Consider the following 19281-nt stretch of genomic DNA (forward strand, 5'->3'; position numbering starts at 1 on the left):
TTCATGATGCCCGGCGGCGCCATTCGCGCCCCTGCGCAAAACCGATCTCCAGCGTGGCTGCCAGCAGGCATACCTTGATCGGCATGATCAGAAGGCCATCGCCCGGTGCGCTGGGCGTGCCAAGCAGCACCGAAATGCCCTGCGCAAAAATCTGCCAGACCTGAAGGTCATGGGGGCCAATGATTTGCGTGAGGCCGAACCAGGTCCAGGCGGCGCCCCAATCCAGCAGGCGGTAAAAAACGATGGTGACCAGAAGCAGGCCGATGCCGGAGCTGAGTGCCAGGCCGACACCTTCTGCCAGCGTCCGGTAGCGTTTCAGCGTGCCGGTAATGAAATGTCCTATGAAATCACGCGCCGCCTTCGGCAAGGCCTGCCAGCGGGAGACGGCACGCGACAGCCGGCCTTCGCCGACCTGCGGCTCACCGTTGATGTCATAACCGTAGACGAGTGCGGCGAGTGTGAGCCAGACGACGGGATAGAGTGCGTAAAGGAAAACGCCCTTGATCTGCTGGCCAAGCGGGGCCGAGGCCATTTCCGGCGGTATCGCCAGGTGTGTCTGGGCAGACGCATTGCTGACCGGCTGCAGCAGACCGAGGAAACGCCCGATCATATCCGGCAGATGGCTGAACCAGGCACGGATATCGCTCTGCCACTGGGACACCACGAAGAGGCCGATAAATGCCCAGTTGGCCTCGCAGACGACGATGACGATCGGCCAGATAGAGGCTTTCGAACGCTTGTGCATGAACTTGGCGAAACGGCGTACGGCCCAGGCGACCGCGACGGACACGAACAGCCATGCGCCGCCGTTGACTTTCAAAAGGCCGGTCGCTTCACCCGCCATGAAAAGATCAAGCGACAGGCGCGAATAATCCCGCACCGTATCGGAGAGAAACCCCCATGCGGCGTAAAAGGCGAAAAACGGCACCAGCGTCAGGGCAAGCGCGGTGACGAAATTTGTGCGGCCATCCTGCGGCACATCCGGCTGGTCTGCTGGCGCGCGCGAAGCGGCATCGAGCGTCGGCAGGCCCGGGCGAACCGTTTCGAATAGAGCGACGATGACGACCAGTTTCAACAGCACGACGATGGCCAACATCGACAGACCGGCCAGTGAATTCCAGCGGCCGATCGCGGCGGCAAACTCGTTAAGCAGCAGGTTGCCGATGAAGCCGAGCAACCAGAGGGCGGCCAGTTGCGGCCAGAAACGGAACAGCAGGTGAAAGGTCAGTTGCAACTGACGCGACGCAATGCGCAGACCGCTGACGGTCGGGATCGGCTGGGCGGACTGCATTCTCGTTGTCACCAGTTGTCGACGGCGGGCGGCGCGAAACCTAACACCAAGCCAAAAAGCGGGTCAATTTCCAACCGGTGCCATCCGGCCCATTATGCACCGGCCTGCCGAAAACGGCCGGGAAGCCGGCATCCAACAGCAAAAGTTAAAAAACCCTACCGGGGTTAACCGGCTGTTTACCACGTTTGGTGGATTGTGCGCTCTGAACTAGTCGTGGCGCACCTCATTCTTTTGTCTCGCGTTGTCTATTGAGGGAGCTGCAACCACTCAAGGTTGAGGAAAGTCCTGTCCGGCATTCTCTTCAGGAGTGGTAACCTGCGATGTCGCTCACCCGGCATCGTCGGCGAATACCAATCAGCGGGTTGTTGCAATCCGCGCTGTCGAAGCGAGCGAGACCATGAACGGATCACGACCCACGCCATCCCGTCGCGGCGAGACGTCCTCCCTGGACGCGCTCAACCGTACGATCGAAGGGCTGGAGGCACGGATCGAAGGGCTGATGCATTCATCCAGCCGCGACCGTCAGGCCAGTGACCGCCAGAATGCCGACCGTCAGACGGCTGATGGCCGTGACCAGCGTCGGTATACCGATCAGCCGGCTCCACAGCAGGCAGCACCGCAGCCGGCAGGACAACTCAATCCGCTCGAAGAAATCCGTCGCCGCCAGCGTGCGCTTGATGCAGCTCGTCATCCGCAGCGCGAGACGCACCCGGTGGAGCGCGACGTGCGCCCGCCGGGAGCCTATGCCGAGCCCGCTCCGCGTGCACCGGTCGCACCGCGCCGCCCCGTTGCTCAGGCAGCCGTAGCTTACGCCGACAACCGTGCGCCGCGTGCCGAAAGCCGCCCGCTGCCATCGGCTCCCCAGAACCGCCCGCTGGCTTCGGCAGTCGCCGCTCGAGCCGCCGCGCCTGCCGCGACCACGGCCGTGCTGCCGGACGCGATCATGAACGATATCGCCGAGGCGCTGGTCAGCCTTCGGCAGGACCTGAAGCAGGATATTTCGCAAGGCGTTGCCCGCGAGATGGACGGGCTGCGGACGGAAATCCGCTCGATCCGCGCCATTGCCGAGGACCGTCATTTTGCCGATGACATGCGCAACGACCTTGCGCGGCTGGCCGACAGCATCGGCAATCTCAACCATCGCGGCGCGCCGGAAACGGAAGACCTGCGCGAGGAATTCGAAGGTCTGCGTACAGCCATGCAGGGCCTTGCCCGCGAAGACACCGTGCAGCGCATGGGCAACCAGATGCAGGGGCTGGAAGAGCGTGTGCTCGAAGCCGACCCGCAGGCGCTGCGCGACGAACTGGTGGCGCTGGCCTACCGGATCGACGACATCAAGACGCAACTGGGCGCCGTTGGCGACAACAGGGCGATCCTTGCGCTGGAAGACAAGCTGCTGACGCTGGCGGCAGCCGTCGAACAGCTCGGCAACAATATGGTTCCGCATAACGACCCGATGATCGTCGAGCAGTTTTCCGTGCTCGACAAACGTTTGGACGAGATCAGCCGTGCGCTGGCCGCAAGCAGCCGCGCCTCGGCCGATGCCGCACTCGACCATGGCATGATCGGCAGGCTTGAAAGCCGGCTTGAAGGCCTTGCCGACCAGATCGACGCCATGCATCGCGATGCGCTGCAGTCTGCCATTCCGGCCTCCAGCGCCATGGACGACGAAATGGGCGTGCGCATCGAGGCGCTGGCCCGCAAGATCGACGATTTTTCCCGCGAACAGGGCGCGATGCGTCTGGACGAGCGTCTGGAAGACCTCGCCATTCTGATGGAACGCGTGCAGCAGCCGGCCCAGCCCGCCGAGCTGACCGGTTACCTGTCCGACATTTCCCGCAAGATCGACGCCTTGGAACAGGGCTCGGTCAACGACGCGCTGGCCGAGCGGCTGGATACCATTTCTCGCCGGATCGAGGAAATCGAGATCGCGCAGCCGGCGGCACCAGTCGACAACGCGCTGTTCGGCCGTCTGGAAGGTCGCCTCAGCGACATCGCCGCACGCCTGGACGATGCGGCGACGGCACCGGCCAGCGACAACGATGCGCTGCGCAATCTCGAAGACCAGATCGCCAATCTTTCGCGCCTGATCAGCGAACCGAAGCCGGCACCGGAAGCGTTTGAGCTGCCCGCCGCCTTCGAAGAGCGCATGTCGGCCATCGAAGGTTATATGGCGACCAGCGACGAATATGTGATCGAGGCGGCCCGTCAGGCCGCCGAAGCGGTGGTGGAGGCCTATGCCCGCAACGGCGCGGCATCAGGCGGTGCGGCACCGGACATGGGTGCGCTGACGGCGCTTGCCGAAGACCTGCGCCATCTGGAAGACCTGACACGCGGATCGGAAGAACGGACGCACCAGACATTTGAAATGCTGCACCGGACGCTGGTGAGCATTGCCGACCGGCTGGACACGATGGAAGGCAGCATTGCCCGCCAGGGAAGTTTTGAGCAGGCACGCCCTGCCGCGGCTTCTTCGTCTGCGCCGACGAGAACATCCATGCAGGCCGCGCCTATCGCACAAGCAGCGCATGTCGCACAGGCCGCGCCTGCCGCCCAGGCCGCGCCTGTCATGCCGAAAGCGACGGTGCCGATGTTTGCCGGTGGCGACGACCTGCACAATTCCGTTGCCCTTCCGGCTGAAGACCGGCTGGACGAACGCGCCCTGTTTGCCGACGATCTGGAAAGCGGTCTCCTCGACAATAACGAGGCGAGCGACGATCTTGAAACCGCGCAGCGTACCGCCGACAAGGAAGGTCGCGCGATCGCCGCCAGCGAGAAATCGCGTGGCAGCCTTCTCGGTGGCATGAAGCGTCTTCTATCCGGACACCGGGAGCCCGAGCCTGTAGCCAGCGGCCGCGCCATCGTAGAGCCGACGCCTTCGATCGATCCTGTCGACATGCTGCCGCCGGAACAGCAGAACGTGCCGCTGGAGCCGGGTTCCGGCATGCCGGACGTCAAGAAGATATTGGAACGCGTTCGGGCCAGCCAGGCCGGCGTTTCCGGCAATGCTGCAGCAAGTGACGGCGAAAGCGTCGATTATATCGCTGCCGCCCGCCGTGCCGCCAAGGCGGCTGCCATGGAAACCGATCCGACGCTTGCCGTTTCCGCAGGCCAGCGCGGCAAAGGCAAGGCCAAGGCTGACAAGAACAGTGCCGTGAAAGCCGGACGCGCCGCCGTGTTGAAGGCTGAAGGTGGCAAAGGCGGCGGGCTTTCCGCAGCGTTTGCCAAACATCGCAAGCCGATCCTGCTCGCCGTCGGCGCCGTGCTTCTGGCACTGATGGCCATGCCACTGGTCAACACCTTGACGCGCGGCGATGACGCACCTGTTGCACCGCCGGAAATCGGCATGCTGGAACAGGGCGCAACGCCGGAACAGGCCGAAACCGGACTGCCGGCCAACGAGACAGATCTCTCCGCGCAGAACGCGGCTGATGAGGCACCGGCTACAGCTGTCGATGGCGCAGATGCCTCCGCATCTTTGCCGGATGTCGCGCAATCGACGATGCCGCCGACGGATGCCGCACCGGCACAATCCGTTGATGAGGCGATATCTGAGGCCGAAACGCAGGCTTCTGCCCCGGAACAGGCACTCGCTGCACCGCAGGCAGCCATCGAGGTTCCGGCCACGATGGGGCCGAAATCGCTGGCCGATGCGGCCGCGGCCGGTGATGCACAGGCTCTGTTCGAAATCGGTGCCCGTTATCAGGATGGTCGCGGCGTTGCGACAAACCTACCGGAAGCCGTGCGCTGGTATGAAATGGCAGCGCAGCGTGGTCTGGCGCCGGCGCAATACCGTGTCGCCAACCTTTACGAAAAGGGCACCGGTGTTCCCCGCGACTTCGGCAGGGCAATGAGCTTCTACGAGCAGGCGGCCAATGCCGGCAATGCCAGCGCCATGCACAATCTCGCCGTGCTCTACGCATCGGGTGCCAGCGGCACGCCGGATTATGCCAAGGCCGTCGGCTGGTTCGAAAAAGCTGCCGATCTGGGCGTTTCCGACAGCCAGTTCAACCTCGCCATCCTCTATGCACGCGGCAACGGCGTGCCGCAGAACCTCAACGCTTCCTACAAGTGGTTTGCGGTTGCGGCCCGCGGCGGCGATCAGGATGCGGCGCAGAAACGCGATGAGGTGGGCAACGCCATGTCCCCGGCACAGCTGGACGCCGCCAAGGCGGAAGCGGCCCAGTGGCAGGTGAAGCCGGTCGATCCGAATGCCAACAGCGTCAACCTGCCGGACGAATGGGTGGGCAAGGGCGAAAAGACCGCTTCGGTCGACATGGAAAAGGCGATCCGCAACATCCAGGCCATTCTGAACAAGAACGGTTTTGATGCCGGCGCGCCGGACGGCAAGATGGGCACCAAGACCGTTGCAGCCATTACCGCCTTCCAGAAGGCCAATGGTCTCGAACCGGACGGCAAGGTCAGCGAACCGCTGGTGCGCAAGCTTCTGGCCGCCAATCAGGGCTGATTGGGCATCATCGATTTTTCAAAAGCGCGCGGCCGAAAGGCTCGCGCGCTTTTCTGCATCATGGACGCACGTCATCGATAGGAAAAATGCCGCATTAATCCAAGCTTATGGATTGACCTGTTTAATGGGCGGGCGCATGACAATCGGGTCCGGCCGCGTCTGACAAGACGTATGGCCGGCATTGTTTTCTCATCGCCGCAACGGGCGGTTACGCAACGCGACCACCGCCCGCGACGGCGAAGCCGTTCGAGGTTGACCGTGACTGTCTATCTGCCGATTGCAGAGCTTTCGGTGAACATTTTCATCATCCTCGGCATGGGTGCGGCGGTCGGCTTTCTGTCCGGCATGTTCGGCGTTGGCGGCGGCTTTCTGATCACGCCGCTTCTGATCTTCTATAACATCCCCCCGGTCGTGGCCGTTGCCACCGGCGCCAACCAGGTCGTGGCTTCGTCGGTCTCCGGAGCGATTACCCATTTCAGGCGCGGCACGCTCGACATAAAACTCGGAACGGTGCTGCTGGTCGGCGGTCTGTTGGGCGCCACGGCGGGTATCTGGGTGTTTTCCTGGTTGCGCAGCATCGGTCAGCTCGATCTCTTCATCGCCATTCTCTACGTGCTTCTGCTCGGCACCGTCGGCACGCTGATGCTGAACGAAAGTGTCAGGGCACTGCGCCGCGCCTCACGGAACGAGCCCGCGACGCTGAAACGGCCCGGCCACCACACATGGGTGCATCGGCTGCCCTTCAAGATGCGCTTCAAGAAATCAAAGATCTATCTGTCGGCCATCCCGGTCGTGGCGCTGGGTTTTGCCATCGGCGTGCTGACATCGGTCATGGGTGTCGGCGGCGGCTTCATCATGGTGCCGGCGATGATCTATCTGTTGCGCATCCCGACCAATGTCGTTGTCGGCACCTCGCTGTTCCAGATCATTTTCGTCACCGCCTATACGACCATGGTGCAGGCGGCGACCAACTATTCCGTCGATATCGTGCTTGCCACCATCCTGATGGTGGCTGGCGTGATCGGCGCGCAATATGGCGTGCGCGTCGGCCAGAAACTGCGCGGCGAACAGCTGCGCGCGCTTCTGGCGCTGCTGGTTCTCGCCGTGGCGCTGCGCCTTGCCGTGACGCTGGTGGTGACGCCGGCCGATCTCTATTCCGTCAGCATCGGAGCTTTCTGATGTTGCTTGGTTCTGTCCTTCGTCGTTTCATGCTCATCGCTGCCCTCACCTTTTTCGGCCAGACGGCTGCCGCACAGGTGCCATTCGGCGAGGCAACGACCGCCAAGGAAGGGTTGGAAATCGGCACCTCGACCAGCGAAATCGCCATCGCCTCGGATTTTCGCGGCGCCGACCTGACGATCTTTGGTGCGCTGACCAATGCCGACGAACTGTTGTTGGCGATCGGCCAGTATGATGTGGTGGTGACGCTGGAAGGACCGCTGGACTATGCCACGGTGCGCAAGAAAAGCCGCGTTCTCGGCATCTGGGTCAATACCGAATCCATGACGTTCGAACAGGTGCCGGCCTCCTATTCGGTGGCGGCAACCCGGCAGATCGACGATATCCTGACGGGCGAAGGCGGCTTGCCGATCGGCACCGACCACATGCGCCTGTCACCGACCGGTTATGTCGGCAATGCCGGCAACCTGACCGAATTCCGCGAGGCCTATCGCCGCCTGAAACTGGCAGGCGGGCTTTACCAGCATGACTTTGGCGGCGTGCGTTTCGTCTCGTCCAGCCTGTTTCGCGCCAGCCTGCGCCTGCCGGCCAACGTGCCGGATGGCGTGCACATGGTGCGCGCCTATCTGTTCAAGAGCGGCACGCTGCTGACCGAACGCGAACTGCCGCTGCGCGTCAACAAGACAGGCATCGAGCAGCAGATCACCGATGCGGCCCACAACCAGCCGATCCTCTACGGCATTTTGTGCGTGATGATCGCGCTGGTGACCGGCTGGGGCGCGAGTTTGATTTTCCGCAAGAAGTGAGTGGCGTCTTAACGACGGCTCTGAAGCACACAAGGATCAGCGCAGAATGTCGAGTGGACGGGACTTCATGCTTCACCTTCGTGAGGCGCTTGAGGCATCGTGGGGCAACGACACATCGTTTATGGCCGCTGAGCAAGCCGGCAATCCAGCTCTCGGTCAATGCTATCCGACATGCCGAGTGGTGCAACATTTCTACCCTGAAACCGAGATTATCAAAGGCACGGTGCGAACCAGCGATGAACGCGACGCCATTCATTTTTGGAATGCACTGCCTGCTGGAAATCACTGGTATCATATCGACCTTAGCTGGCAGCAATTCGCTCCCGGAGCCAATGTGATCGATTTCACGGTTCTCGATCGCCACAATCTAAATGACGGCGAGGCGACAGTACGTCGGGTCAGCATACTTCTTGAGCGCGTTAGAACACACCTTGCTGGACGTAGCAGAATTTCACAGAATTGACCTTATACGTGACGTTATGGGCCGACATCACCCATCCGCAACGTCACCGCTGCGGATGGGCATATCAGCCGAAAATCACATGGCCGGCAGGATGGCGATGTCGCGGATTTCGTTCTCCGTGCCGGTGATCGCGCCGACTTCAGTGGCTGCACCCGTTTCCAGATTGACCGTGTAGAGCATCTTGCCGGCGGCCAGATAAGCAGTGTTCTTGCCGCCCTCTTCACCCTGGATATCGAAGGCGTAGGTGGCAGGCTTGTCCTTGATGCCGAGCTTGCCGATTGCCTTCAGCGTGCCGTCATTCGGCTTGGTCTGCTGGATCAGCGCACCGATCGTCGCGTCGATATTGTACATCGCCGTCTTTTCCGGCTTGCCGATCGAGTTCGTATAAGCGGCGGCAACGATGTTGGGCGTTTCGCCCTTGTGCATGTCGCCCTCTTCATAGGCCAGAACGCCATCGACGGTCACGGCACCGGTATCCGGGTGGACGCGGTGGTTGGTGGTGCCGGTCATGAAGCGCAGGCGGTCGGCCATCGGGTTGAAATCGACGACGACCGGCGCTTCCGTCATGGTCAGCATCTTGTCCATCTTGGCAACTTCGGTGGCGGCACCGGTTTCGAGATTGATGGAGACGATCGCGTGTTCCGGCGTGACGCCGATCACGGTCTTGGTGCCCGGGCGGAAATCGATGCCGACCAGCTTATCGACGCCGGTGACGTCCATCGTTTTCGTGACTTCGGGCTTGGATGTGTCGAACATGACCAGCGTCTTGTCTCCGGCAAGGCCGAGCACGGGTGCTGCGGATGCGGTGACGGCAGAGGCTGCAAGCATGGTGGATGCGATCAGAGCGGTGCGAGCGATGTTCATGGCTTTCTCCCGTTTGTTTCGATCTCTTCGAGAGCGCTTTGGCACGCGGCCTTTTCAGCTCTCTCGAAAGGCAGACACACGGGAGGGGCCGTCTGGATGCAGCGCTTAATAATATTTTTTTGGCTGCATCCGTTTTCGTCTGCGCGGTGTTTTCCATATGCGGCCACATAACGGCTGTGTGAAACCTTGATGACTGGACGTGCCCATGTCAGCCGTGGCAACAGCAGAGACGGAATATTCGCATCTAAGCGAATCCTCATGGGGAGAGAGCGGCTTGGCCTTGGCGACAGACCAGACGACGGATTTTGCAGCAGCACTTGCCGCCTGCGCCTCGGGCGACCGCAATGGCTTGCGCCAGATTTTTGACCACGAAGCCGGAAAGCTGGTGGCGGTGGCGCAGCGGATCGTCCGGCGGCGGGATCTGGCCGAGGAAGTGGTGCAGGAAGCCTTTATCCGCATATGGACCCACGCCCACCAATACGCGCCCGAGCGCGGATCGGCGCGCGGCTGGATCTATGCGATCGTCCGCAACCGCGCCCTCAACATGCTGCGCGATGGCAAACGCGAGGATCTGGTCGGCGAAGACCGGCTGGAGGCCCTGCAGGACAGCGAACAGCAGGAAGAAATCATGGCGGCCTGGCACAGGCTGGACCGTGACAGCCGGCTGAAGGAATGCCTTGGCGGACTGGATGACACCAAAAGACGTGGCATCCTGATGGCATATGTCGGCGGGTATACCCATGGCGAAATCGCCGGCCGGCTGAAACTGCCGCTCGGCACCGCGAAATCATGGATAAGGCGCGGGCTTCTGTCGCTGCGGGAGTGCATGGCATGAAGATCGATCCCGCCAACATTGCCACAATCGCCGACGAATACGTACTCGGGCTTCTGGACGAGGCAGAGGCCGCCGGCGTCGAAGAGGCCATTGGGCGCGATGCCGAACTGGCGGCCGCGGTCTCCAAGGCAAGAGATCGTTTTCTGCCGCTCGATACCGGCATCGAGGCCGCCAGCGTTTCAGCGGGCCTGTGGAATGCGATCGACAGGCGATTACCGGACAATGCCGAAAGCACTTCCATCCGTTCGGTCTCCGCTCGCCTGCCAACAGCGGGCAATGACAATACCCGATCCGGCTGGCGCGCGGCTGCGATTTCGGCAATGGCCGCCTCGCTGATTCTGGCGGGCGGTCTGATCTGGAGCGTGACGCGAACGATCGAGCCGCTGGTCGTCGCCGTGCTGTTGAACGAGTCCGGTGATGTGCAGGCGGTGGTTGAAGATTTTGGCAACGACACCGCGAGCATTCGCCTGCTGACCGATTTTGCCGTGCCGGGAGACAAGACGATGCAGGTCTGGACCCTGCCGTCTCGCGAAATGGGACCGATGTCGCTTGGCCTGCTGGAAGGATCGCAATCGAAGACGCTGAGCGGTTCGACCCTGCCGAGGCCGCAGGATACGCAACTTTATGAGATCACGCTGGAACAGGCCGGCGGCTCGCCGACAGGGCGGCCGACAGGGCCGATCCTCGCCAAGGGCTTTGCCAAACTGGCGCGCTGAGATTTTGACGGCGCGTCAGGCACCTTGCCGGCGGGCAACAACGTCGAGATAGGCAGCCTGTAGCTGTTCGAACACCGAGGGTTTCTGCGGATCGCGTGCGGCACCCAGATGCAGTACGCGCAGTTCCTGCATGAAATTATCCCAGAGCGGGCGACCGCCCTCTTCCAGCAATTGCGCACGGATGGACAGTTCTTCTGAGACCGGTAGAAAACGGTTTCCCCAGGCACCCATTTCGGCGAAGATCGGGATCAGGCCGATCGACATGTCGGTAAGGCTGTAAATGGCCTTCTGCTTGTGGCTCGGATCGTCCGTGCGCGTCAGCAAACCGCGTTCCAGCAACCGCTTCAGCCGGCTGGCGAGAATATTGGAGGCGATGCCTTCCTCCGAATTCTGCAGAAGCTCGCGAAAATGCCGGCGATTGCCGAACATGATGTCGCGGATGACGATGAGGCTCCAGCGATCGCCCAGAACCTCCAGCGTCAGGTTGATCGGGCACCCCGATCGAAATTCGTCTTCCATGCCATTCTCCAGACCGCTTGCATTCTACAATCGGTTGCACTAGCCTTCAACCAGTTTCAAAATGCAATCGGTTAACCTGCTGAGGAGGATGGCATGCGCAAGCTGGTGGTTTGGAACCTGATGACGCTGGATGGCTATTTCGAGGGGGAAAAACCCTGGAACCTTTCATTTCATGAAAAGGCATGGGGGCCGGAGCTTGAAAAGCTTTCGGAAAAATTCGGCGAGGAAGGCGATCTTCTCGTGTTCGGCCGCAAGACCTATGAAGGCATGGCGGCATACTGGCCAGAGGCGGAGGAGCCGGGCCGCATCAAGGAGATGATGAATTCCATCGCCAAACTGGCAGTTTCGAAAACGCTGACGCGGGCGGCATGGAACAATACTCGTATCGTCAGCGATCCGGTGGCCGAACTGACGCGGCTGAAGCAGGAGGACGGCAAGACCATCTTCATCTTCGGCAGTGCTGAACTGGTGGCCTCTCTGCTGGAGGCCGGGCTGGTGGATGAATACCGATTGTGCATCGTTCCGGTTCTCATCGGCAAGGGCAATCCGCTGTTCAAAAAGGCGGATGCACTTCGGCCGCTAAAGCTGATTTCCACCGAGAGCACGCAAAAGGGCGCGGTGTTGCTGACCTATTCGCTATCCGGAGCAGCTTGAGCAAGGCCTGCTTCTTTGGTCTGATTGCGCCCGCCATGTCGCCCGTTATCTTCTGTCATGCCTGAAAAGACTTCGGGGAGGAGGCGCATGGCAGATATTGAAGCACGCGCGGCGCGTCCTCGCCCCGTCGGCAAAAGCTTGACGCTGCGATGTCGGGACGGGATCGAACTTGGCGGGAATTTGTGGCCGGCGAAAGGGCAGGCTATCGCCAGCGTCATCGTCAATCCGGCAACCGGCGTGCTTGCCCGCTATTATCATTATTACGCCGAGTTCCTTTCTGCCGAGGGGTTCGACGTGCTGACCTATGATTACCGCGGCATAGGCCTATCGCGGCCGGAGCGGATGCGTGGCTGCGGTTACCGCTGGCGAGACTGGGGCGAGCAGGATTTTGACGCAGCCCTGCGGTTCATGAGTGAGCGGCGGCCGGATTTGCCGCTTTACGTCGTGGGCCACAGCATAGGCGGTTACCTGCCCGGCCTTTCACCGCTGGCGGGCCGTATCGACCGCATGCTGACCATGGGCGCACAATATGCCTATTGGCGCGATTATGCCGCCCCCCATCGGACACGGCTTTTCCTGAAATGGCATGTCGCCATGCCGGTCCTGACGGCGCTTTTCGGCTATTTTCCCGGCAGCCGTCTGCAATGGCTAGAGGATTTGCCGGCCGGTGTTGCCAATGAATGGAGTTTTCGCAAAGCCCGGATGGAAGAGACGCATCCGCCCCATGAACGCGACGAGGTGCTTGCGCGTTTCGCGGCCGTGACGGCGCCTATCCTGGCGGTAGCGGTGAGCGACGACGAGCTCGGTACGCAAGACGCCATCCGGCGGACATTGACTTACTATACGCACGCCCGGCAGATCGAAGTTCTGCTGGAACCATCCTTTTACGGGCTGGATGCCATCGGGCATTTCAGCCTTTTCCATTCACGCCACGCCGACGGCTTCTGGCGCGATACCGTCCGCTGGCTGCAACATGCCGAGAATCCGTGGCATCGACCGGCGCTTGAGCAATGTCAATGATGCACTGCGACCGCAGGATCATGCTCTTTCCAAGACAAGGAGAGAGACACCATGTACAAACACATTCTGATCCCGACCGACGGTTCGGAACTGGCGACCGAAGCGCTGGAAAAGGCGCTCGACCTTGCTGTCGAGATGAATGCAAAGGCGACCGTTCTGGTGGTGGTGGAGCCGCTTCAGGCCATCACGCTCAACCCGTCGGGCCTGGAAATCGCCTATGCCGAATATGATCGGCAGGTGGATCAGGCGGCAGATGAGATCCTCGCCGATGCGAAAGCCGCTGCGGAAAAACGCGGTGTGGGCGTCGATGTGGAAAAGATCACCAGCACCAACCCGGCGCAGGTCATCGTCGATGTGTCAGCCAAACACGAATGTGACCTGATCGCCATCGGTTCGCGCGGGCGTTCGGGCATTTCGGCCTTCATGCTGGGCAGCGTGACGCTGAAAGTTCTGGCGCTGACCAAGACGCCGGTTCTGGTCTATCGGTGATAATTATGCCGATGGCGGCGGATCGAGTTTGAAGCCAATCCGCATCAGCCGTTCGTCCTCGGCCCGGTCTTCGTCCGTCTGGCTATTGTGGTAGACGTCATACAGCGCTTCCAGATCGGCGAGGTCGCTGGCGAGATCGGGGTCCGTCTCGCTGGCGGCCATCCATTTTTGCAGGAGAAACGGGCGGTCGACCAGCCGAAACATTTCGGCGCGGGTGCGGCGATGCAAAGCGGCGACTGCCTCGCGCATGGCCGTCTCGTCTTTATCGTCGTAAAGGGCATAATAGCTGTTATCGTCAAAGAAAGAGCTGCCGCGGGTGCCGAGCTCTTGGACGACGCTCCAGACTTGCTTCCGGTCGCTGTCGAGAAAGATATTGAGAACATCCACCGGATCGGTCCGCAGCAGGATCAGGATGACAAAGACATCCTGCATTACACCTTCAAGATAGGCATCCCGCAGACGGGTATTTTCCATCGCGGGCACAACACCGAGCGGCGTGCAATCGGAGTCTTTCAGCACGTTGAGGATGATGCGGCCAAACAGCTGCCGCAAGGCATGCATTTCCGGCTCCGGCAGAGCCGAAAGCCCGAGGCGTATCATCTGATATGGAAAAGGTGTGGTGAAGCGGTCGTTGAAAAAGCACAGTTCCAGCCCGCGCGGCAACCAGTGCCAGAACGTATCCGGGCCACCCGAACAGTTCGGATGCTCGAAATAGATCATATCGAAGATTGCAGCATTGGCCTTGCGGACATCGCGCGACTGCAAAATCGTCCGTTCGTGCTCCAGCTCAAAACACTGACGACAGAAGGGCGCGACGACCGTGTAATGTGCAAATGCCTCATAGACGGCGTCAAGGCACGCTTCGGCTGAAGGCGGTGCATGATCGAACGGATAAAAGAGCGGTTTGGCTTTGGCGGGCGCGGATTTCGATTTGGACATGGGAGCGATGTATTGCACCGGTCAGGGCCGGCAAGGGTGGGGTTGCATTGTCCTGGCGGGCGCTTACATACTTGCCCGGCCCTTCGCTTCGGCTCAGGGCGTTCGTTGCTGCAATCGATCCACTGGATCGATTGCTCGGGCTTTGCCCGACCGCAACTCACCCCATAAGATTACCATAGCGCACCGAATAAATCCGATCACGACCAAGCAGATGCGCCACCAGCGTTTCACGCGCAAAAATGCCCTGCATGGCCTTGTGGTTCAGATCCAGCCCACCGGCCAGAACGCCGAAAGCCGGCATCAGCAAGCGATGGCCATCGGTGGCGAAACACGGACGGCGCACGTATTTTTCGCGGCGGCGAACGGTGGCGGACGGATGCAGGTGGCCGGCCACCTCGCCTTTGCCCGAGATGAGACTCGGTTCGTGGCGGAATACGAGGCCACCATAAACGAGCTCGTCGGTGCTGATGCCGGGCAGATCTGTGGTGCCGTCGGGATCGTGGTTGCCGTTGATCCAGATCCAGTCGCGACCGCGCGCCATGTCCGATATCATCACGCGCAGGTCGGCGGGCAGGAATTCGGAGCCGCGACGATCGTGAAAATTGTCGCCGAGCGAGACCACCATTTTGGGATCATACCGGGCGATGACGGCGGCGAGAATGTTGAGCGTGGCAATCGTGTCATAGGGCGGCAACATCATGCCGCGGCGCGCGAAGGCGGCGCCTTTTTCCAGATGCAGGTCCGAGACGACGAGGGTTTGTGTTTCCGGCAGGTAGAGACCGCCCAGCGGATCACACACGGCTGCTACGCCGTGGACAAGAATGTCCTCGGTGGCGGGGGCAGTGGTGATCGTTGTGCGGGCAGCAAGGCCCAGTCGGTGCATCAAGGTCGGTTCGTCTTTCTCACATCTCTCAGGGAGGGAAGCCCCTCATCCGGCTGCCGCCACCTTCTCCCCGCAAGCGGGGAGAAGGAATATGCCACACCGCCTTGCCTCAATCATCGAGGAAGAACGGGGCATGTCCCCTCTCCCCGTCCAGACGGGGAGAGGGTTAGGGTGAGGGGCAATTCCCACCCGCATCCCTACAATCCAGCCTCCGCAATCAACTCATCGGCCGCTTCCTGCAACACCGCATCCTGCGCTTCGCCGGGCACGCTCTCCTTGCCGATTTCCAGCATGATCGGCACCGCCAAGGGCGACACACGATCGAGGTCACGGTGGGTGATGTGGCCTTTGATTCGACCAAGCATATCCCCCAGTCGGCCGATATCCAAAAGACCCGTTGCCGCATCACGCCTTGTTGCTTCCAGAAGCACATGGTCGGGTTCGTGAGAACGTAGCACGTCATAGATCAGATCGGTCGAGACGGTCACCTGCCTTCCGGTCTTTTCCTTGCCGGGATGGCGGCGCTCGATCAGGCCGGAAATGACGGCGCAATTGCGGAATGTGCGCTTCAGCATGTAGCTCTCGTCCAGCCATGCTTCGAGATCATCGCCCAGCATGTCCTCGTCGAACAGGTCCGACAGGCTCAGACTTCCATCAGCGATCATCGCACCCAGATCGTTCAGCCCCCAGATGGCCAGCGAATAATCGGTGGCGACGAAACCGAGAGGACGAGCACCGGCGCGTTCCAGACGGCGGGTGAGCAGCATGCCGAGCGTCTGGTGTGCGAGGCGCCCCTCGAAACAATAGGCGATCAGAAAGAAGCGTTTTCCGCGCGGAAAGGTTTCGATCAGGAGTTCGTCCTGTTTCGGCAACATGGAACGTTCGAGCTGGATGGATAACCAGTCGCGGACCTGATCCGGCAAGGCCAAACGGCGATCGGGATCGGCCAGCATGGCGCGCACCTGATCGGCCAGATAGGTGGTCAGCGGGAATTTGCCGCCAGCATAGGCGGGAATTTTCGGATCCAGCGAAAAGGCGTTGGAGACGAGGCATTCGTTTTCGCGGATGCCTTCGAACCGCAGCACTTTTCCGGCAAACAGAAAGGTGTCACCCTGCACCAGCTGTTCCAGAAAATACTCTTCCACCTTGCCGAGCGACATGCCGCCTCTGCCGAGCGTGCCCTTGGCATTGCGCTTGACGAGCCGAACGTTGAGTTCGGCGGCCTCGACGATCGTACCCAAATTCATGCGGTATTGCTGGGCGATCTGCAGATTGGAGACCCGCCAGCGGCCATCCTCCATTTTCCGAATTTTTGCATAGCGCTCATAGGTGCGCAGCGCATATCCGCCGGTGGCGACAAATTCGACGATGCGTTCGAACATTTCCCATGTCAGGCCGGCGTAAGGCGAGGCCGAGGTGATCTCGTCATATAATTCGACCGGATCGAAGGGTTCGGCGCAGGCCATGCCGAGCACATGCTGGGCCAGCACATCGAGCGCGCCCTCGCCCACCGGCGGCGTATCCTGCGCGCCGATATAATTGGCATCGAGGGCTGCCTGACATTCCATCACTTCGAACCGGTTGGCTGGCACGAGGATGGCTTTGGACGGCTCGTCCATGCGGTGATTGGCGCGGCCGATGCGCTGGGCGAGCCGCGACGCGCCCTTGGGTGCGCCGACATGGACGACGAGATCGATATCGCCCCAGTCGATGCCCATGTCGAGCGTCGAGGTGGCGACGACGGCGCGGAGCCTGTTGTCCGCCATCGCGGCTTCCACCTTGCGACGCTGGCCGGCATCGAGCGAACCGTGATGCAAGGCGATGGGCAGATTGTCCTCATTGATGGTCCAGAGTGTCTGGAACAGCAGTTCGGCCTGAAAACGGGTGTTGACGAAGATCAGCGTGGTCTTGTGGCGTTTGATCTCCTCATAGACCTCCGGGATGGCATAGGTGGAGACGTGTCCGGACCAGGGTATGCGGCTGTCGGTGCCTAAAATGGTGATGTCGGGGGCGGCACCGCCCGTCACGTGCACAAGGCCGGCGGGCGGTGATGGGGTTTCACCTTGCGGAACAAGCCAGCGCTGCAGGCCCATTGGATCGGCGACCGTGGCGGAAAGTCCGATCGTTTGCATTTTTGGTGCATGTTTGCGCAGGCGGGCGAGGCCGAGCGAAAGAAGATGGCCACGTTTCGAGGTCACGAGCGAATGCAGTTCGTCGAGGACCACGTATTTCAGGTCCTTGAAGAACCGCTCCGCTTCCTTGTTGGCCAGCAGCAGCGCCACCTGTTCCGGTGTGGTCAGCAGGATATCCGGCGGATTGAGTTTTTGGCGCTGACGTTTGGCCTGCGGCGTGTCGCCGGTGCGGTTTTCGACCGTCACCGCCAGTCCCATCTCGGTGACCGGCTTCATCAGATTGCGTTCGATATCGACCGTCAGCGCTTTCAGCGGCGAAATGTAGAGCGTGTGGATGCCGGTGAAGGCCGAGCCGGGCGGGATTTTTCCACGCGCTACGAGATCGGTGAGCGACGGCAGGAAACCGGCCAGCGTCTTGCCCGCACCCGTCGGCGCGATCAGCAGCATGTTTTCGCCGGCTTGCGCGCGGGCCAGAAGCTCCAGCTGATGAGCGCGCGGCTGCCAGCCCTTTTCCGAAAACCATTTTACGAATGGCCGGGGCAGCGTGACGGCCTGATTGCCGGAAAATTTTGGTTCGATGCGATCCACGCCATGAAAGATAAGCTTTCACTTGCGGAAATGAAGAGCAGTTACCTGACGATGTAACGATCCGTACGGTGATTGATCGCAAGCGTGAGGTTCAGTGCCAGTGCCGCCAGAACCGAGCAGGCGATGACAAACGGGCTCGCAACGAAGAAGGACAAAAACAGCACGACGCAATCCAGGCCGAGCTGCACGAAGCCCGCACGCCAGCCGAAACGATCCTGCAGATAGAGCGCCAGAATGCCAAAACCGCCGAGCGAAGCGCGGTGACGGAAGAGGACAAGCATGCCGCAGCCAATCAGCAGACCACCGAACAGGGCAGCGGTGATCGGTTCGATGGTGGAAAAACCGATCAGTTTTGGCAGTAGGCCCGACAGGAGCGAGGTGAGCGCCACGGCGGAAAAGGTCTTGATCGTGAAGACGAGGCCGAGGCGTTTGTAGGCCAGCCAATAGAACGGCAGGTTCAGGAGAAAGAAGGCAGTGCCGAAACTGACATCGACCGAATAACGCAGAAGAAAACCAAGACCGGCGGTGCCCCCGATCATCAGATGCGCGGCCGACAGCATGGTGACGCCAAGCGCCGCCAGCATGGAGCCGGCAACAACGCCCTGCACATCCTCGATGATCGAGTGTTTTTCCGAGGTCGAGGCCCAGAAGCCGATCGGGCTCTTTTTATCCGTCGCATCGGCCATGGTCAGCGCACCGCGATATATCGGTCGGACCGGTGGTTGATGGTGAGCAGCAGGTTCAGCACCACGGCGCTGAGCAGCGACCACAGCACCGTCATCGGGCTGACCACGAAAAAGGCGGCGGCCATGACGCAGAGGTCGAAGGCCAGTTGCACAAGGCCGGCGGGGATCTTGAAACGATCCTGAATATAGATGGCCAAAATGCCGATGCCGCCGAGCGAGGCGCGATGCCGATAAAGGCCAAGCAGGCCGAAACCGATGAGGATGCCGCCGAGAAGCGCTGCCCAGAACGGATCGAGATGCTGGATGACGATGAATTTGCGCTCAAGCTCCGTGATGAAGGAAACCATCAGGATGGCGATAAAGGTCTTGAAGGAGAAGCCGATGCCGAGGCGTTTGAACGACAGGTAATAGAAAGGAAGATTGACGACGAAAAACAGCACGCCGAAGGGGATGTCGAAGGCGTAATGCAGCAGAAACGCAACGCCGGCGGTGCCGCTGGTCAGAAACCCGGCCTGGCTGAGAAAATACAGACCGAGTGCGGCGACCATGGCGCTGATAAAGATACCCTGCGCATCTTCCAGCTTGGTATGGCGTGCCGGATCGAGGCTGTAAAAGCCCAGCCGGCGTTTTTGCACGCTCTGTTCTTCGGCCAATTCATTCCCCTTTTTTCGATGATTGTGCATCGCGATAGCGCCTTCATCAAGCGTCATCAACAGGGCGTGATCGTTCATAAGCAAAACGCAAGAAAG

Annotated in this window: 17 protein-coding genes; 9 read left to right on the top strand and 8 right to left on the bottom strand. The window is 60.9% G+C overall.

The window, feature by feature from the left end; translation table 11 throughout:
* Position 1: 1 nt before the first annotated feature.
* On the bottom strand, positions 2-1291 hold the full coding sequence (locus ACRQ1B_RS09685) for a hypothetical protein (protein ID WP_432293365.1): 1290 nt from the start codon (positions 1289-1291) through the stop codon (positions 2-4).
* 397 nt (positions 1292-1688) lie between these two features.
* Here ACRQ1B_RS09685 and ACRQ1B_RS09690 point away from each other — a divergent pair, with 397 nt between their 5' ends.
* The 4 genes from ACRQ1B_RS09690 to ACRQ1B_RS09705 all read left to right on the top strand — a co-directional run bounded on the left by ACRQ1B_RS09690 (position 1689) and on the right by ACRQ1B_RS09705 (position 8207).
* Positions 1689-5759: a peptidoglycan-binding protein gene (locus tag ACRQ1B_RS09690; protein ID WP_432293366.1), complete on the top strand. Its 4071-nt coding sequence runs from the start codon at positions 1689-1691 to the stop codon at positions 5757-5759.
* Between the two features lie 258 nt (positions 5760-6017).
* Positions 6018-6938, top strand: a complete 921-nt coding sequence (locus ACRQ1B_RS09695) for a sulfite exporter TauE/SafE family protein (protein WP_432293367.1) — start codon at positions 6018-6020, stop codon at positions 6936-6938.
* Between the two features lie 29 nt (positions 6939-6967).
* On the top strand, positions 6968-7744 hold the full coding sequence (locus tag ACRQ1B_RS09700) for a TIGR02186 family protein (RefSeq protein ID WP_432293857.1): 777 nt from the start codon (positions 6968-6970) through the stop codon (positions 7742-7744).
* A 67-nt stretch (positions 7745-7811) separates the two neighbouring features.
* Positions 7812-8207, top strand: coding sequence for a YunG family protein (locus ACRQ1B_RS09705; protein ID WP_432293368.1), 396 nt, complete (start codon positions 7812-7814; stop codon positions 8205-8207).
* A gap of 75 nt (positions 8208-8282) precedes the next feature.
* On the opposite strand, the gene ACRQ1B_RS09710 is transcribed toward ACRQ1B_RS09705, so the two are convergent.
* The gene (locus ACRQ1B_RS09710; RefSeq protein ID WP_432293369.1) at positions 8283-9071 is read right to left on the bottom strand and encodes a DUF4394 domain-containing protein; all 789 of its coding nucleotides are present in this window, start codon (positions 9069-9071) and stop codon (positions 8283-8285) included.
* Positions 9072-9351: 280 nt separating this feature from the next.
* On the opposite strand from ACRQ1B_RS09710, the gene ACRQ1B_RS09715 reads away from it, so the two are divergent.
* Both ACRQ1B_RS09715 and ACRQ1B_RS09720 read left to right on the top strand, forming a co-directional pair.
* A complete protein-coding gene (locus tag ACRQ1B_RS09715) occupies positions 9352-9906 on the top strand; it encodes a sigma-70 family RNA polymerase sigma factor (RefSeq protein WP_432293858.1) in 555 nt (184 codons plus the stop codon).
* Positions 9903-10622, top strand: coding sequence for an anti-sigma factor (locus ACRQ1B_RS09720; protein WP_432293370.1), 720 nt, complete (start codon positions 9903-9905; stop codon positions 10620-10622). The genes ACRQ1B_RS09715 and ACRQ1B_RS09720 overlap by 4 nt, the downstream gene beginning before the upstream one ends.
* 15 nt (positions 10623-10637) lie before the next feature.
* Here the strand turns inward: ACRQ1B_RS09720 and ACRQ1B_RS09725 are convergent, their stop codons facing one another.
* The gene (locus ACRQ1B_RS09725; RefSeq protein ID WP_432293371.1) at positions 10638-11141 is read right to left on the bottom strand and encodes a winged helix-turn-helix transcriptional regulator; all 504 of its coding nucleotides are present in this window, start codon (positions 11139-11141) and stop codon (positions 10638-10640) included.
* 93 nt (positions 11142-11234) lie between these two features.
* Here ACRQ1B_RS09725 and ACRQ1B_RS09730 point away from each other — a divergent pair, with 93 nt between their 5' ends.
* The 3 genes from ACRQ1B_RS09730 to ACRQ1B_RS09740 all read left to right on the top strand — a co-directional run bounded on the left by ACRQ1B_RS09730 (position 11235) and on the right by ACRQ1B_RS09740 (position 13304).
* Positions 11235-11795 carry a dihydrofolate reductase family protein gene (locus ACRQ1B_RS09730; protein ID WP_432293372.1) on the top strand — a complete coding sequence of 187 codons (561 nt, stop codon included), beginning with the start codon at positions 11235-11237 and terminating at the stop codon, positions 11793-11795.
* Between the two features lie 87 nt (positions 11796-11882).
* A complete protein-coding gene (locus ACRQ1B_RS09735; RefSeq protein ID WP_432293373.1) occupies positions 11883-12815 on the top strand; it encodes an alpha/beta hydrolase family protein in 933 nt (310 codons plus the stop codon).
* Between the two features lie 51 nt (positions 12816-12866).
* Positions 12867-13304 (top strand): universal stress protein, encoded by a 438-nt coding sequence (locus ACRQ1B_RS09740; protein ID WP_432293374.1) that lies wholly within the window; start codon positions 12867-12869, stop codon positions 13302-13304.
* Positions 13305-13307: 3 nt separating this feature from the next.
* On the opposite strand, the gene ACRQ1B_RS09745 is transcribed toward ACRQ1B_RS09740, so the two are convergent.
* From ACRQ1B_RS09745 to ACRQ1B_RS09765, 5 genes are all read right to left on the bottom strand, one after another.
* Positions 13308-14243, bottom strand: a complete 936-nt coding sequence (locus ACRQ1B_RS09745) for a hypothetical protein (protein WP_432293375.1) — start codon at positions 14241-14243, stop codon at positions 13308-13310.
* Positions 14244-14400: 157 nt separating this feature from the next.
* Complete coding sequence (gene pdeM / locus ACRQ1B_RS09750) at positions 14401-15129, bottom strand: ligase-associated DNA damage response endonuclease PdeM (protein WP_432293376.1); 729 nt, start codon at positions 15127-15129, stop codon at positions 14401-14403.
* A 194-nt stretch (positions 15130-15323) separates the two neighbouring features.
* On the bottom strand, positions 15324-17846 hold the full coding sequence (locus ACRQ1B_RS09755; protein ID WP_432293377.1) for a ligase-associated DNA damage response DEXH box helicase: 2523 nt from the start codon (positions 17844-17846) through the stop codon (positions 15324-15326).
* Positions 17847-17887: 41 nt separating this feature from the next.
* Positions 17888-18532, bottom strand: coding sequence for a YitT family protein (locus tag ACRQ1B_RS09760; RefSeq protein ID WP_432293378.1), 645 nt, complete (start codon positions 18530-18532; stop codon positions 17888-17890).
* Between the two features lie 2 nt (positions 18533-18534).
* Positions 18535-19185 (bottom strand): YitT family protein, encoded by a 651-nt coding sequence (locus ACRQ1B_RS09765; RefSeq protein ID WP_432293379.1) that lies wholly within the window; start codon positions 19183-19185, stop codon positions 18535-18537.
* Positions 19186-19281 lie beyond the last annotated feature (96 nt).

Origin of the sequence: Endobacterium panacihumi (assembly GCF_050847465.1) — a bacterium.
Classification (GTDB): domain Bacteria; phylum Pseudomonadota; class Alphaproteobacteria; order Rhizobiales; family Rhizobiaceae; genus Neorhizobium; species Neorhizobium panacihumi.

What these genes read in the sequence shown, in the direction of transcription:
- ACRQ1B_RS09730 (WP_432293372.1), top strand. Translation starts at nt 11,235, where the DNA reads ATGCGCAAGCTGGTGGTTTGGAACCTGATGACGCTGGATGGCTATTTC.
- ACRQ1B_RS09700 (WP_432293857.1), top strand. Translation starts at nt 6,968, where the DNA reads ATGCTCATCGCTGCCCTCACCTTTTTCGGCCAGACGGCTGCCGCACAG.
- ACRQ1B_RS09745 (WP_432293375.1), bottom strand. Translation starts at nt 14,243, where the DNA reads ATGTCCAAATCGAAATCCGCGCCCGCCAAAGCCAAACCGCTCTTTTAT.
- ACRQ1B_RS09710 (WP_432293369.1), bottom strand. Translation starts at nt 9,071, where the DNA reads ATGAACATCGCTCGCACCGCTCTGATCGCATCCACCATGCTTGCAGCC.
- ACRQ1B_RS09690 (WP_432293366.1), top strand. Translation starts at nt 1,689, where the DNA reads ATGAACGGATCACGACCCACGCCATCCCGTCGCGGCGAGACGTCCTCC.
- ACRQ1B_RS09760 (WP_432293378.1), bottom strand. Translation starts at nt 18,532, where the DNA reads ATGGCCGATGCGACGGATAAAAAGAGCCCGATCGGCTTCTGGGCCTCG.
- ACRQ1B_RS09720 (WP_432293370.1), top strand. Translation starts at nt 9,903, where the DNA reads ATGAAGATCGATCCCGCCAACATTGCCACAATCGCCGACGAATACGTA.
- ACRQ1B_RS09725 (WP_432293371.1), bottom strand. Translation starts at nt 11,141, where the DNA reads ATGGAAGACGAATTTCGATCGGGGTGCCCGATCAACCTGACGCTGGAG.
- ACRQ1B_RS09735 (WP_432293373.1), top strand. Translation starts at nt 11,883, where the DNA reads ATGGCAGATATTGAAGCACGCGCGGCGCGTCCTCGCCCCGTCGGCAAA.
- ACRQ1B_RS09705 (WP_432293368.1), top strand. Translation starts at nt 7,812, where the DNA reads ATGCTTCACCTTCGTGAGGCGCTTGAGGCATCGTGGGGCAACGACACA.
- ACRQ1B_RS09740 (WP_432293374.1), top strand. Translation starts at nt 12,867, where the DNA reads ATGTACAAACACATTCTGATCCCGACCGACGGTTCGGAACTGGCGACC.
- ACRQ1B_RS09685 (WP_432293365.1), bottom strand. Translation starts at nt 1,291, where the DNA reads ATGCAGTCCGCCCAGCCGATCCCGACCGTCAGCGGTCTGCGCATTGCG.